Origin of the sequence: Polaribacter sp. NJDZ03 (assembly GCF_019263805.1) — a bacterium.
Lineage (GTDB): Bacteria > Bacteroidota > Bacteroidia > Flavobacteriales > Flavobacteriaceae > Polaribacter.
Genome location: NZ_CP079195.1, coordinates 2,945,205 through 2,958,748 on the forward strand (window position 1 = coordinate 2,945,205; position 13,544 = coordinate 2,958,748).

A 13,544-nucleotide genomic window follows, 5' to 3' on the forward strand; every position below is an offset into this window, starting at 1 on the left:
ATGCAAACAATTCTTATAACAGGTGGAGCAGGGTTTATAGGCTCTAATTTTATACCTTATTTTTTAAATACCAATAAAAATTACAAAGTTGTAAACTTAGATCTACTTACGTATGCAGGAGATCTTTCTAACTTGTCTGAAATAGAAGATAATGAAAGATATATTTTTGTAAAAGGAGATATTTGTGACAGAGATTTGGTAGAAAACCTTTTTAAGGAACATAAATTTACAGGGGTTATTCATTTTGCGGCAGAATCTCATGTAGATAATTCTATTAAAAATCCTGATGCTTTTGTTAGAACAAACGTTTTTGGAACTTTTAATTTACTAGATGTTGCAAAAAAATATTGGATGGAAAGCCCGAATGTATTTACAAAAGGTTTTGAAAGCTCAAGATTTTTACATGTTTCTACAGATGAGGTATATGGCACTTTAGGTGAAACAGGTTTGTTTACAGAAGAAACACCTTATGCACCAAATAGTCCGTATAGTGCATCTAAAGCATCATCAGATTTTATGGTAAGAAGCTATTTTCATACGTTTGGGATGAATGTTGTAACCACCAATTGTTCTAATAATTATGGGCCGAAACAACATGATGAAAAACTGATTCCTACAATTATAAGAAAAGCAATTTCTGGGGAAAATATTCCCATTTATGGTGATGGAAAAAATATAAGAGATTGGTTATTTGTATTAGACCATTGTACTGGAATAGCACTTGCTTTTAAAGAAGGTAAATTAGGGGAAACCTACAATATTGGCGGTAAAAACGAACGAAATAATTTATATATAGCAAATGCTATTTGTGAAATTTTAGACGATGAAAAACCAAAAGGAAAATCGTACAAAGAACAAATTAGTTTTGTAGAAGACAGAGCAGGTCATGATTTTAGATATGCAATTGATGCATCGAAAATAGAGAATAAATTAAACTGGAAAGCTCAAGAAAATTTTGAGACTGGTATTAGAAAAACCATTCAGTGGTATTTAGAAAAATATAGTTAAATATGAAAGGAATAGTTTTAGCAGGAGGTTCTGGTACAAGGTTGCATCCTCTTACATTAGCGGTTAGTAAACAGTTAATGCCAGTGTATGACAAACCGATGATTTATTATCCTATTTCTGTTTTAATCCTTTCAGGGATAAATGAAATATTAATCATTTCTACACCGCAAGATTTACCATTGTTTAAAAGATTATTGGGTGATGGAAAAAAATATGGATGTGATTTTCAATATGCAGTTCAAGAAGAACCTAATGGATTGGCAGAGGCATTTATTATTGGGGAGAAATTTATAAAAAATGATAGTGTAGCTTTAATTTTAGGTGATAATATTTTTTATGGTTCTGGTTTACCAAGATTATTAAAAGAAAATAATAATCCTGATGGAGGAATTGTATATGCTTATCATGTAAATGATCCAGAACGCTATGGAGTGGTAGAGTTCGATGATGATAAGAAGGTGTTATCTATTGAAGAGAAACCTTTAGAGCCTAAATCTAATTATGCAGTTCCAGGAATTTATTTTTATGATAATTCTGTTATAGAAATTGCAAAAAAAATGAAGCCAAGTAAAAGAGGAGAGCTTGAGATAACAGATATTAATAAAACCTATTTAGAAAAAGGAAAATTAAAAGTAACCATTTTAGATAGAGGTACTGCTTGGTTAGATACTGGTACTTTTAACTCTTTAATGCAAGCCTCTCAATTTGTACAGGTAATTGAAGAAAGACAAGGTTTAAAAATAGGTTCTATAGAAGAAGCTGCTTTTAGAGCTGGTTTTATTACCAAACAAGAAATGTATGAATTAGCAAAACCACTTTTAAAAAGTGGTTATGGAAATAATTTATTAGAAATAAAATGATAGTTAAAGAGACAGGATTAAAAGATTGTTTTGTAATAGAACCAATTTTTTTTAAAGATAATAGAGGGTGTTTTTTAATGGAATATAATAAAAAAGAGTTTCAAGAAAAGACAGGTTTTACTGGAGATTTTGTTTTAGGAAATCAATCTACTTCGCAATATGGTGTTGTAAGAGGTTTGCATTTACAAAGAGGCGAGTTTGCACAAGCAAAATTAGTAAGAGTTGTAAAGGGCAGAATTTTAGACGTTGCCGTTGATGCAAGAAAAGATTCTGAAACTTATGGTAAAGTGTTTTCGGTAGAATTGTCTGCAGAAAATAATAAACAATTATTTGTTCCAAGAGGATTTTTACATGGTTTTTCTGTTTTAGAAGATGATACTATTGTATCTTATAAATGTGATAATTATTATAACCTAAAGTCTGAAGATGGCGTTATTTATAATGATGAAGATTTAAAAATTGATTGGAAAATACCTTCTAATAAAGTTACATTGTCAGAAAAGGATACTAAATTACACCCATTTAACAAGTTTGTAAAGGAATCGTAATTTACAATAAGTTATTTATTAAAAAATATACCTCATCTTAATTATAACAAAAATTATTTTGTTTATTCGAGATATATCTAGTAGCACAAGCTATTAAAAGATTCTCGTACCTGTAAGTAAGCTACATAACATTTATGGAGTCAGAATCGTAGATGAAAAATAATAAAACACAGATTAAATCTTTATTGTTTAGAGGTTAAAAGTATTAAATTATATATAATGAATATAGTTATTAAAGGTTTTAGTTGGAATTTTATTACGCAAGTATATAAAGTTTTATTTTCTTCTTTAACCTTAGTTGTATTAGCAAGGTTAATTGATGTCTCTGACTTCGGTATTATAGGTATGGCAACTGTTTTTGTGCTATTTTTTAATACAATACAAAATATTGGGTTTGATAGTTCTATCATTTATTCTAAAAGTTTTAAAGAAAATCATTTACTTTCTTTATTTCTTTTAAATATAATTTTAGGGGTTTTTATTTATCTAGGAGGATATTTATTATCACCATTTTTATCATATTTTTATGATAATAAAGAAATAGAATCGATCTTTAAAGTACTTGTTTTAACAGTCTTATTATCTAGCTTTGGTATTGTTTCTAGAGGTTATTTGCAAAAGAAATTAGATTTTAAAAGATTAGCTATAGTAGAAATAATTGCTATTACTATATCAGGAGTTATTGCAGTTTTTTTAGCAATAAAAAATTATGGTTACTGGTCTTTAATAGTTCAGCAATTAGTTACAGTTGGTTTAACTTCTTTGGGTTTTTTACTTATAACATTTAAGAGTGTTTTTGGACATAAGTTTTTTTCATTTAAAATTATCTATGAACATTTAAAGTTTGGGTATAATGTATTTATTTTTAACGTTTTAAATTTTTTCGCTCAGCAATTAGATGTTCTTTTAATTGGTAAATTACTTGGTGAGGAACAGTTAGGGATATACTTATTAGCCTTCAATTTAATTTTAAAACCAATATCATTATTAGTTCAGATTTTCAACAAAACTATTTATCCCGTTTTAACAAAAGTTAAATCATCTTTAATTAGAGATAGTTATATTAGTTTTACATATTCATTTTTCTTTTTTTTAGCGCCATTAATTATTTTTCTTGTATCTATAAGTCAAATTTTGGTACCAGAGCTTTTAACTAATAAATGGATTGAAACTTTACCACTTCTTTTAATTTTTGGTTACCAATGTGTTAGAATGATAATAGCATCTCCATCAGGACTATTATTTTTGATAACAGGAAACCCAAATAAACAATGGAAATATGCAATATTTATATCTATTCCTTTAAGGTTTATTGGAGTGTTTTTAGGTTACTTTTTTTTTAAATCTGCTTTAGGTATAGCTTTGGGCATCAATTTATTTGCTACAATTGAAATGTTTGCTGGGTTTTATATTACCTTTAAATTAATAAATTTAAAAATATATAATTATTTAATGTATTTTAAAAACTACTTTTTTTCACTATTCTTACTTATTACCTTATTATTTATTATTAATACGTTTATTTCTTTAGTTTGGTTTTCATTTTTAATGCAGCTCTTAACAATAATAATATTTGTATTTTTTAATAGAAATGAAATAGGAATTAATATAAAAAAAGTTAAAGAAATTTTATGAAAAAAATAGGAATAGTAACTACTTGGTTTGAAAGGGGAGCTGCTTATGTCTCTAAACAATTTAAAGAAATTTGGGAAGAAGAAAACGAAGTATTTATATACGCTAGAGGTGGTGAGGATGTTGCCTCTAATGACCCAAAGTGGGAGACAAAACAGATTACTTATGGTAAAAGGTATTCTTACACAAAGTTAGATAAAATAGACCTTAAGCATTTTGAAAATTGGGTTAAAACAAATAATCTAGACATTGTTTTTTTTAATGAACAGCATATTTGGTCACCAGTTTTATTGTGTAGAGAACTAGGAGTAACAATTGGTTCTTATATAGATTATTACACAGCATCAACAGTTCCTTTATTTGGTGTTTTCGATTTTCTAATTTGCAATACTAAGAGACATTATAATGTCTTTAATTGGCATCCACAAGTTTTTTATATTCCTTGGGGTACAAACCAGAATATATTTAACAAAACACAAAAAAAAATCACAAAATTAAATGAAATAGTTTTTTTCCATTCAGCAGGAATGAATCCTTATAGAAAAGGGACAGATTTTTTGATAAAAGCATTTAACGAATTAGATTCAGATATAGCAAAGTTAATTATACATTCTCAGGCAGATATTTTTAATTTTTTTCCGAAATTAAAAAATGTATGTGAAGATTTAATAAAACAGAACAAACTAGAAATTATAAATGGAACAATATCCGCACCTGGTTTGTATCATAAAGGTGATGTTTATGTATATCCAACTAGATTAGAAGGAATTGGTTTGTCTATTGCGGAAGCAGGGAGTTGTGGAATGCCGGTAATAACAACAAATGAAGCACCAATGAATGAGTTTGTTGTTGATAAAAAAAATGGTCACTTAATTAATGTTTCGTCCAGAAAAGAGAGAAGGGATAAATATTATTGGAAAGAGAGCTATGTAGATATAAATCATTTAACATTTTTATTACAAGATTATGTTACTAATTCTCTGAATTTAGAAGAAAGAAAGAGAAATGCAATAGCCTATTCAGAAGAAAACTTTAATTGGTCTCAGAATGCTAAAAATATATTACCAATTGTAAAGGAGGTAAAAAAAATAGAAAATGATACAGAATTAATTTTTAATATTAAGAAGTACGAGCAATCTAGAGGGCTCAAATTTTATTTAAGTAATTTGGTGTTATATGATAAGGTTAAAAATAAAATTAAAAATCACCTAATAAAGTGATATTAAAAAAATACTTACTAAAGTAGAGTTTGTTTATGAAAATATTGATTGTTAATACTTTATATTATCCTAATAGTATTGGAGGTGCAGAGAAATCAGTACAAATTTTAGCTGAAAAACTAGTACTTTCAGGACATGTTGTAAAAGTTGTTTGTTTAGATAAACAAGACTCAAATTATGAAATAAAAGGAGTTAGTGTTAATGCTTTAAAAATTAAAAACAATTATTGGCCTTTTGATAATAGTACTAAGTCTCCATATCAGAAATTTTTATGGCATTTAAAAGATTCTAAGAATACCAACTATCTTAGTGAGTTTAATAAAATATTTATAGAATTTAAACCAGATGTTTTATTTACAAATAATTTAAGTGGCTTTTCTACCAATATTTGGTCAATAGCAAAGCAATTTAAGGTAAAGATAGTTCATACTTTAAGAGATTATTATTTACAATGTCCAAAAATAACAAAGTTTAAAAATGAAAAAAATTGTAAAACTCTTTGCGTAGATTGTAAATTACTTTCTATTACAAAAAAGAAAGATTCAGCTAAAGTAGATCATGTAATAGGTATTAGTAATTATATTTTACAAGATCATTTAAAAAATGGATATTTTAAAGATGTGCAGAATCAAGTAATTTATAATGGTTTTAATATTAAGAGTAAACATAATTCTATAGATAATGATAAAATTGTGTTTGGTTATATTGGTCAGGTTAATAAATCGAAGGGTGTTGAGTTGTTATTACAAAGTTTCTTAAATATAAAAAGTAAGAATTGGCAACTTTTAATTGCAGGAAATATAGAGGAAAAATATCTTAATTATTTAAAAGGAATTAATAATTCTGATAAAATAAAATTCTTAGGGTTTATAAATAGCAATGATTTCTTTAAGAAAATAGATGTGTTAATTGTGCCTTCATTATGGCACGAGCCTTTCGGAAGAGTTGTTTTAGAATCTTTAATACATAAAAAACCTGTTATTGGTAGTAAGAGAGGTGGCATCATAGAACTTTTGTCGAATAATAAAGCCTTTATTTTTAACCCGGATGATGAAAATTTAGATCTTCTTATCGAAAAAATAATTTTAGACAAGAATTTTTTAAATAGTTTTAATTTTAATGAGGAGTTTCTTAAACAGTTTAAAGTAGAAAAAGTTGTAGAGGAGTATTTAAATGTGTTTCATAAATTATTGATCAATGAGGGTAAAATTAAATAAGCTTTTTTTTTGGTCTATTCTTTTAACAATAATATCTACACAAGGTGTTTTAACTTTTGTCGTTTTTAAATTTCTTGGTAATTGGGAATTAAAAAAACTTATCCATCCTCTTTCTTTTTTTTTAATTTGTTTTCTGTTCCTTTTTAAAGCAATAAAAAAAATAAAAGTCACCATTATAGACTCACTTTTTATTCTATATTTTTTGGGGTTATTTATAGTATTGTTGTTTAATAATAATGGATTACAATCTTTATATATTTCGTTTAGAGAAGTGTATTTTTTATTTATTCTCATTTTTATATTTCAAAAATTAGAAATCGAAGAAAAAGAGTGGAATAAAATATTAAACCTTCTTTTTTATTTACTAATATTAAATACAGGGTTTATAATATTAACCTATGTTTTAGGGCCAAAGAGTTATATGGAATTAATGACAGGACGTTATAGATGGGGAATTGATCCTGAATATAAATTTAAAATGACTAATTTTTCTAAATTTTGGAGATCTCCAGCTCTTATTGGTAATCCTGCATCTGTAGGTTATTTTAGTATTTTAACTTATCTTTTAATGGATCAAAATGAAAAATTTAAAAAGAAGAAATACTTTGCATTAATACCTTTAATTTTTTCATTTGTAAGAAGTCCATACTTGATTTTTATAGTATATGAGTTTTTTAAGTTTTTTACCAAAAAGAAAAATTTGAAGAAGTTAGTTTTACTTTTAAAGGTTGGAATGCCTGTTGGTGTTTTAACATTTATTTTTTTAGCTAAAAATAATATTTTATCAACAGCATCTTTATATGATAGAGTTCATTTATGGACTACTCAGATTAATGTAGATTATAATTTTCTTTTTGGAGGAGCAATTGGTAATGTAGGAGGAGGTGTTAGAGGAATAGGTGGTTTTATAGAGACTATAGATAGTTCTTGGTTCTTTTTTTTATTTTCATCTGGGTTTATAGGAATTGTTTTAATTATTCTTTTTATTCTTCAAAAAATTAAAAATAATAATAAGTCCTTTTTTATTTTAATAGCCTTTTTTTTAGCTGGTTTTCTTGTTCATTTAACACAAAGCATTGTGTTTTTAGGAATCTTTCCGTTATTGTTTATAAAAATAAAAAAAGAGAAAGTAATACATAATTTAGAAAAATGAAAATAAGTATTTTACATAAGTTCTTTTTAAGTTTCACTTTAGTTTTAGCATCTTTTCCTTTACTTCCTTTTGGAGTTAGAAGTGTCGTAACTGTTATCTGGTGTCTATCTGGTATTTTATTTTATTTTAAAGAAAATAAGATTAATGTTAAATTGAATAAAGAAATATGGGTGTTTTTAATTCCGTATTTAATATTAATTTTTTCATTAATTTATTCTAAAAATACAAATGAAGGAATAAATACCTTAACTAAAATGTTGTCTTTTATAATTATTCCAATTCCTTTTTTTTTAAATAGAAATATTTTTAATAATAAAAATGTGTTTAGAATTATATATGTTTTTTCTATTGCCGTTGTTTTACTAGTTCTTTATCAATTAAGTGTAGTCTTATTTAATATGGACTATTTATTGGAAGGATTATCAGTATCAGAAATAAAAATTAACGGATACAAATCTATTCATGAGGTTACTGAAGAAGCTGTTTCAAGAATTAAGCTTAGAAGGTTTAGAAGTTTTATAAATACCATTTCAAACACACATACTACTTACCAAGGATTATGGATATCTTTTACTATTTTTATATTTAGTGCTTCAATTTATAAAAGGAAGATATGGGCTGAAAGAGTCGTTTTATTCTTTTTAGTAGTTATCTTGTTAACTTGGTTATACCTTATTTCAACTAGAATGCCTTTATTGTCTCTTTTAGTATCTAGTATTATAACTATTGTTGTTTTTGGTAGATTAACAAAAAAGAAGTTGTTTTATTTAGGTTTTACTTTTTCGCTAATTTGTATTCTTACATTATCGTTTAAGAACCCACTATCTATAAGGGTAAAAGAGTATTTTAACACAGGGTTTCAGGTTTTAAATAAAAGTTCAAAAATTAATGATTATAATTCTTCAAATGTTAGAAACGGTATATATTACTGTTCGTTAAATTTAATTCCTAAAAATTTATTTTTAGGTGTTGGTATTGGTGACATGCAAGATGAATTAAATAATTGTTATTCTACAGAACTTAGTTCTGTTATTTATAGTTGGAATGATTATAATACTCATAATCAGTATCTTTTATTTTTTGTTTCTTCTGGTGTTATTGGTTTTATAGCCTTTATGTTTTTTTTGTTTTATATGATAAGAAAATCTTATAGAGATAAAAATTTTATATATTTTTATTTTATAATATCTATTTGTCTGATGTTTTTAACGGAAAATATTTTAGTAAGATCAGATGGTGTTATCTTTTTTTCTTTCTTTAATTCGCTTTTATTTTTTAATACCCTAAAAAAGAAAAATTCGTATGATTATAATTAATTCAAGATTTTTAACTCAAAGAATTACAGGGGTTCAAAGGTTTGCAATTGAAATTTGTAAGGAGTTAAAAAAAAGTAATTTAGAAATTGAATTTGTTTCTCCAAAAAATATTATAAATTCTGAGATTGCAGAAGAATTAGATATAAAAAAAATTGGTAATTTAACAGGTCATTTATGGGAGCAAATAACATTACAATTGTATGTTAGCAAAAAAGATGCCTTATTAATTTCATTATGTAATACTGCTCCTCTTTTTTTAAAACATCAAATTGTAACAATCCATGATCTAAGTTTTATGTTATTTCCCGAATGGAATTCAAAAATGTTTTCATTGGTATATAATTTTATGATACCGATTATAGCTAAAAAGGCAGACCATATATTAACAGTTAGTAATAGCTCTAAAAAAGAACTGATTAGTGAATTAGAAATACCTGAAAATAAAATTAGTGTTATCTACAATGCTGTAAGTACCATTTTTTTAGAAAAAGATGCACAAGAAAAAGAAAGTTATAAAAATGAAGAAGATTATATTCTAACAGTTTCTTCTTTTCATCCTAGAAAAAATTTAAAAAGATTAATTGAAGCATTTCTTATATTACCTGATAAAAAATTAAAGTTATATATTATTGGTAATTTTGATAAAAATTTTGCTTTTGAGGCTTTAAATATAGAAGAACATCATTCTCGCATTAAAATACTAACAGGTGTAAATGATTATGATTTAAAAGGATTTTATAAGAACGCAAGGCTTTTTGTATATCCTAGTTTGTATGAAGGTTTTGGTATACCAATAATAGAAGCTATGAGTTGTGGTGCTCCTGTATGTGTTTCTAATATAGATGTTTTTAAAGAAGTTTGTGGTAACAATGCGGTGTATTTTAATCCTAAAAGTACAGCGGATATAAAAGATAAAATTATTTTATCAATAAATAAACCTAAGCAAGTATTTAATCAATTGGATAAATATAGTTGGACGAAGTCTGCTAGTTTCTTAAAAATAAAAATTTTAGAATTAGAGGCAAAGCATTTAAAAAAGTAAAACCTTTTTAATAAATGAATCTTCTTGTTGTGTGTAAATATGGTTTTAGTAGGTTATTTGATGTTGTAGTTTTTTTAAAATATCATCTGTTATATTACATGTGTTTTTAGGTTTTACTATAGGGTCTATTAACACCATTGTTATTTAGTTTTTTCTACAAGAAGTTCAATTTTAGAGGTTTATTTGTATATCCCTTTTAAGTTTAGAAAAATTACTGTCATTTTTTTGATTTTACACTATTTTATAAGGCAACATTCCATAAATTTGGGCTAAAAAGCTAGAAATTAAATGAGAAAAGCACTAGTACATGACTGGTTTTATACAAATGGTGGAGCCGAAAAAGTAGTTCATTCAATTGGTAATATTTGGGATGATTTAGAATATCACTCACTTATAGATTTTTTAGATGAAAAAGACAGATCTTTTATTTTAAAAGGAAAAAAAGTTAAAACTAGCTTTATTCAAAAGTTTCCAACAGCTAAAAAGAATCATAGAAAATTTTTGCAATTTTTTCCAAAAGCGATAGAATCCTTTAACCTTAACGACTATGAATTAGTAATTTCTTCTTCGTCATCGATAGCTAAAGGTGTTTTAACAAACCAAAACCAATTACATATTTGTTATTGCCATTCTCCAATGAGATATGCATGGAATTTATATCATGAATATTTAGAAGATAAAAACCTAACAACAGGTTTAAAAGGGTGGTATGCCAAACGAGTTTTACATAAATTAAGAACTTGGGATGTTATTTCTACCAATAGAGTAGACCATTTTGTAGCTAATTCTAATTACATAGCCCAAAGAATAAAGAAAATTTATAATAGGGAAGCTACTGTTATTTATCCACCTGTAGATATACAAAATTTTCCATTAGAAGAAAATAAAGAAGACTATTACGTAGCAGCTTCTAGATTAGTTTCTTATAAGAAAATTGCTTTAATTGTTGAAGCTTTTAATAAAATGCCAAATAAAAAATTAAAAGTTATTGGAGAAGGACCAGAGATGTCTAAAATTGTTGAAATTGCTAAAAGCAATGTAGAAATTTTAGGAAGAAAAAAACAAGATGACATGGTTAAAATTCTACAAAAAGCAAGAGCATTAGTTTTTGCCGCTGATGAGGATTTTGGAATTTTACCTGTAGAAGCTCAAAGTTGTGGTACACCAGTTATTGCACTAAATAGAGGTGGGTTAAAAGAAACCGTGATTAATAATGAAACTGGTGTGTTTTTTCAAAAACAAGAAACTACAGATATTATGGAAGCTGTAAACAAATTTGAGACTTTAAAATTTGACGCTAAGATAATTAGAAGAAATGCAGAGCGTTTTAGTAAAGAAAGGTTTGAAAGAGAATTTAAAGAATTTGTAGAACAAAAAATAAAAAATCTTTAATTTGAGAAAAAGATATTCAACATATATAAAACCAGTATCATTTTTTTTTGATTTATTAATAATAAACTTAGTAATCTTTTTTATCTATGATTCTGAGTTTTTAAATAAATTTTTTCTAGTTTACATTTCCCTATTTTGGTTAATTTCTTCTTTAGTTTTAGGATACTATAATACGTATAGAAATACCAAACTTTATCAGCTTATTAAAATATTAATATCCCAGACGGTTATTTTTATTTTAGGCTATTTTACTTATTTTGGTTTTTTTAGAGAGGGGGTTGTTATTAATAATCAAGCAAAAATTTTAACAATAATTATAGCATTTTTATGGATCTTCAAACTTTTTGTTTTTTATTCGATAAGATTATACAGGTCTAAAGGTAATAATTACAGAAACGTTGTTGTTTTAGGGAGTGATAGTTCAACAAAAAAAATTATACAAACATTAATAGAAGATAAGGAATTAGGATATAAGTATCTAGGTTTTTTTTCTGATAAAGTAAAAGTTAATAAGTTGTATTTAGGTACTATTAAAGCTAGTTTTAAATATGTGTTAAAAAATGAAGTTGATGAAATATTCTGTTCTTTAGATGAATTAAAAGAAGTAGAATTAAGAAAAATAAGAAAGTTTGCGAATAGAAATAATTTAATACTAAAATTAATACCTAACTCAAGAGAAATATATAATAAAGATTTAAATACAGAGTATTTTGGTAATTCTTTACCAATTTTAAATGTAAAAAAATTACCACTTGAAATCTTTGAGAATAGAGCTTTAAAAAGATTTTTTGATATTTTATTTTCTTTTTTAATCGGTATACTTGTTTTTTCATGGCTATTTCCTATTATTATTCTTATTATAAGAATTGAATCTAAAGGGGCAACAATTTTTAAACAAAAAAGAGAAGGTATTAATGGAGGAGACTTTATGTGTTATAAATTTAGATCTATGTATCAAGAAAAATCAATAGATGCAGGCCATACAAAGAAAAATGATGCCAGAATTACTAAAGTAGGAGCTTTTTTAAGAAAAACAAGTATTGATGAATTTCCTCAATTTATTAATGTATTTTTAGGTCAGATGAGTATTGTAGGGCCAAGACCACATATGAATATTCATTCTTTAAAATTTGATAAAGAAGTTAATAATTATATGAAAAGAAAGTCTGTAAAACCAGGAATTACTGGTTTGGCTCAGGTTAGTGGTTATAGAGGTGAAATACAAAAAAAATCAGATATAGAAAATAGAGTTCGTTTAGATGTTTTTTATATAGAAAATTGGTCATTTTTATTAGATATTAAAATTATATTTAAAACTTGTATGAATATTTTTAAAGGAGAAGAGAAAGCATATTAAATAAATGAAAGAGAAATTAGACATAACAGTATCTATTGTTCTTTATAATGAAAATTTAGAGGAGCTTACCGAAACAATAAATTGTTTTTTAAGTATTCCACTAAAAAAGAAACTTTATTTAATAGATAATACTCCTGAAAAAATGTTTAATAATCTTTTTTTACAAAATGAAATAGAATATATAGCTATTGGACATAATATAGGTTTTGGCTCTGGACATAATATAGTTTTAGATAAAATTGATAAAAGCTCTAGGTTTCACTTAGTATTAAACCCAGATGTTTTTTTTAAACCAACAGTTATACTTAACTTAATTAAAGAATTAGCAAACAATAAAGAAGTTGCAATGATTGCGCCAAAAGTTTTGTTTCCAGATGGTAGGCATCAATATTCTTGCAGAAGGTATCCTTCTGTTTCAGAGTTAATTGCTAGGAGGTTTTCATTGTTAAAACCATTTTTTACAGCTGTTATTTTAAAAGGAGAATACAGAGAAAGAGATTTAAAAGTGCCTTTTTTTGCAGAATATATTACAGGCTGTTTTCAATTATACAGAACAGAAGACTTTATAGCATTAAAAGGTTTTGATAAGCGATATTTCTTATATATGGAGGATGTTGATATTTGTAAAAAAATAGATGTATTACAGAAGAAAAAAATCTATTTTCCTCAAGAAGAAATCATACATGTTTTAAAACAAGGCTCTTCTAAAAGCAAAAAATTATTTTTACGACATACTTTATCTGTGGTTAAATATTTCTTTAAATGGGGGTTTTAAGAACGCAAAGTTCTTAAATAGAAT

At 25.7% G+C, this 13,544-nt stretch carries 13 protein-coding genes; 12 read left to right on the forward strand and 1 reads right to left on the reverse strand.

What is annotated here, in order from left to right; genetic code table 11:
• From rfbB to KV700_RS12570, 6 genes are all read left to right on the forward strand, one after another.
• Positions 1–1,008: a dTDP-glucose 4,6-dehydratase gene (rfbB, locus tag KV700_RS12545; RefSeq protein WP_166383423.1), complete on the forward strand. Its 1,008-nt coding sequence runs from the start codon at positions 1–3 to the stop codon at positions 1,006–1,008.
• Positions 1,009–1,010: 2 nt separating this feature from the next.
• Positions 1,011–1,868, forward strand: a complete 858-nt coding sequence (gene rfbA / locus KV700_RS12550; RefSeq protein WP_166383421.1) for a glucose-1-phosphate thymidylyltransferase RfbA — start codon at positions 1,011–1,013, stop codon at positions 1,866–1,868.
• Complete coding sequence (gene rfbC / locus KV700_RS12555; RefSeq protein WP_218598085.1) at positions 1,865–2,416, forward strand: dTDP-4-dehydrorhamnose 3,5-epimerase; 552 nt, start codon at positions 1,865–1,867, stop codon at positions 2,414–2,416. Before rfbA ends, rfbC begins: the two co-directional genes overlap by 4 nt.
• A gap of 219 nt (positions 2,417–2,635) precedes the next feature.
• Positions 2,636–4,051: a lipopolysaccharide biosynthesis protein gene (locus KV700_RS12560; protein WP_218598086.1), complete on the forward strand. Its 1,416-nt coding sequence runs from the start codon at positions 2,636–2,638 to the stop codon at positions 4,049–4,051.
• Positions 4,048–5,268, forward strand: a complete 1,221-nt coding sequence (locus tag KV700_RS12565; RefSeq protein ID WP_166383415.1) for a glycosyltransferase family 4 protein — start codon at positions 4,048–4,050, stop codon at positions 5,266–5,268. The genes KV700_RS12560 and KV700_RS12565 overlap by 4 nt, the downstream gene beginning before the upstream one ends.
• A 35-nt stretch (positions 5,269–5,303) precedes the next feature.
• Positions 5,304–6,485, forward strand: coding sequence for a glycosyltransferase family 4 protein (locus KV700_RS12570; RefSeq protein ID WP_218598087.1), 1,182 nt, complete (start codon positions 5,304–5,306; stop codon positions 6,483–6,485).
• Here KV700_RS12570 and KV700_RS12575 read toward each other — a convergent pair.
• A complete protein-coding gene (locus tag KV700_RS12575; RefSeq protein WP_166383411.1) occupies positions 6,456–6,779 on the reverse strand; it encodes a hypothetical protein in 324 nt (107 codons plus the stop codon). The two genes, KV700_RS12570 and KV700_RS12575, sit on opposite strands and share 30 nt — an antisense overlap.
• Before the next feature lie 127 nt (positions 6,780–6,906).
• On the opposite strand from KV700_RS12575, the gene KV700_RS12580 reads away from it, so the two are divergent.
• The 6 genes from KV700_RS12580 to KV700_RS12605 all read left to right on the forward strand — a co-directional run bounded on the left by KV700_RS12580 (position 6,907) and on the right by KV700_RS12605 (position 13,520).
• Positions 6,907–7,638, forward strand: a complete 732-nt coding sequence (locus KV700_RS12580; RefSeq protein WP_218598088.1) for a hypothetical protein — start codon at positions 6,907–6,909, stop codon at positions 7,636–7,638.
• The gene (locus KV700_RS12585; protein WP_166383407.1) at positions 7,635–8,954 is read left to right on the forward strand and encodes an O-antigen ligase; all 1,320 of its coding nucleotides are present in this window, start codon (positions 7,635–7,637) and stop codon (positions 8,952–8,954) included. Before KV700_RS12580 ends, KV700_RS12585 begins: the two co-directional genes overlap by 4 nt.
• On the forward strand, positions 8,941–9,996 hold the full coding sequence (locus tag KV700_RS12590) for a glycosyltransferase family 1 protein (protein ID WP_218598089.1): 1,056 nt from the start codon (positions 8,941–8,943) through the stop codon (positions 9,994–9,996). The genes KV700_RS12585 and KV700_RS12590 overlap by 14 nt, the downstream gene beginning before the upstream one ends.
• 288 nt (positions 9,997–10,284) lie before the next feature.
• A complete protein-coding gene (locus KV700_RS12595) occupies positions 10,285–11,388 on the forward strand; it encodes a glycosyltransferase (RefSeq protein ID WP_166383403.1) in 1,104 nt (367 codons plus the stop codon).
• 1 nt (position 11,389) lies between these two features.
• A complete protein-coding gene (locus KV700_RS12600; RefSeq protein ID WP_166383401.1) occupies positions 11,390–12,745 on the forward strand; it encodes an exopolysaccharide biosynthesis polyprenyl glycosylphosphotransferase in 1,356 nt (451 codons plus the stop codon).
• A 4-nt stretch (positions 12,746–12,749) separates the two neighbouring features.
• Positions 12,750–13,520: a glycosyltransferase gene (locus KV700_RS12605; protein ID WP_166383399.1), complete on the forward strand. Its 771-nt coding sequence runs from the start codon at positions 12,750–12,752 to the stop codon at positions 13,518–13,520.
• Positions 13,521–13,544 lie beyond the last annotated feature (24 nt).

Bases quoted from the DNA above. Each gene is read 5' to 3' on its own strand.
- KV700_RS12595 (WP_166383403.1), top strand. From the start codon at position 10,285: ATGAGAAAAGCACTAGTACATGACTGGTTTTATACAAATGGTGGAGCC.
- KV700_RS12570 (WP_218598087.1), top strand. From the start codon at position 5,304: ATGAAAATATTGATTGTTAATACTTTATATTATCCTAATAGTATTGGA.
- rfbB (WP_166383423.1), top strand. From the start codon at position 1: ATGCAAACAATTCTTATAACAGGTGGAGCAGGGTTTATAGGCTCTAAT.
- KV700_RS12590 (WP_218598089.1), top strand. From the start codon at position 8,941: ATGATTATAATTAATTCAAGATTTTTAACTCAAAGAATTACAGGGGTT.
- KV700_RS12575 (WP_166383411.1), bottom strand. From the start codon at position 6,779: ATGAGAATAAATAAAAAATACACTTCTCTAAACGAAATATATAAAGAT.
- rfbA (WP_166383421.1), top strand. From the start codon at position 1,011: ATGAAAGGAATAGTTTTAGCAGGAGGTTCTGGTACAAGGTTGCATCCT.
- rfbC (WP_218598085.1), top strand. From the start codon at position 1,865: ATGATAGTTAAAGAGACAGGATTAAAAGATTGTTTTGTAATAGAACCA.
- KV700_RS12565 (WP_166383415.1), top strand. From the start codon at position 4,048: ATGAAAAAAATAGGAATAGTAACTACTTGGTTTGAAAGGGGAGCTGCT.
- KV700_RS12585 (WP_166383407.1), top strand. From the start codon at position 7,635: ATGAAAATAAGTATTTTACATAAGTTCTTTTTAAGTTTCACTTTAGTT.
- KV700_RS12580 (WP_218598088.1), top strand. From the start codon at position 6,907: ATGGAATTAATGACAGGACGTTATAGATGGGGAATTGATCCTGAATAT.
- KV700_RS12560 (WP_218598086.1), top strand. From the start codon at position 2,636: ATGAATATAGTTATTAAAGGTTTTAGTTGGAATTTTATTACGCAAGTA.
- KV700_RS12605 (WP_166383399.1), top strand. From the start codon at position 12,750: ATGAAAGAGAAATTAGACATAACAGTATCTATTGTTCTTTATAATGAA.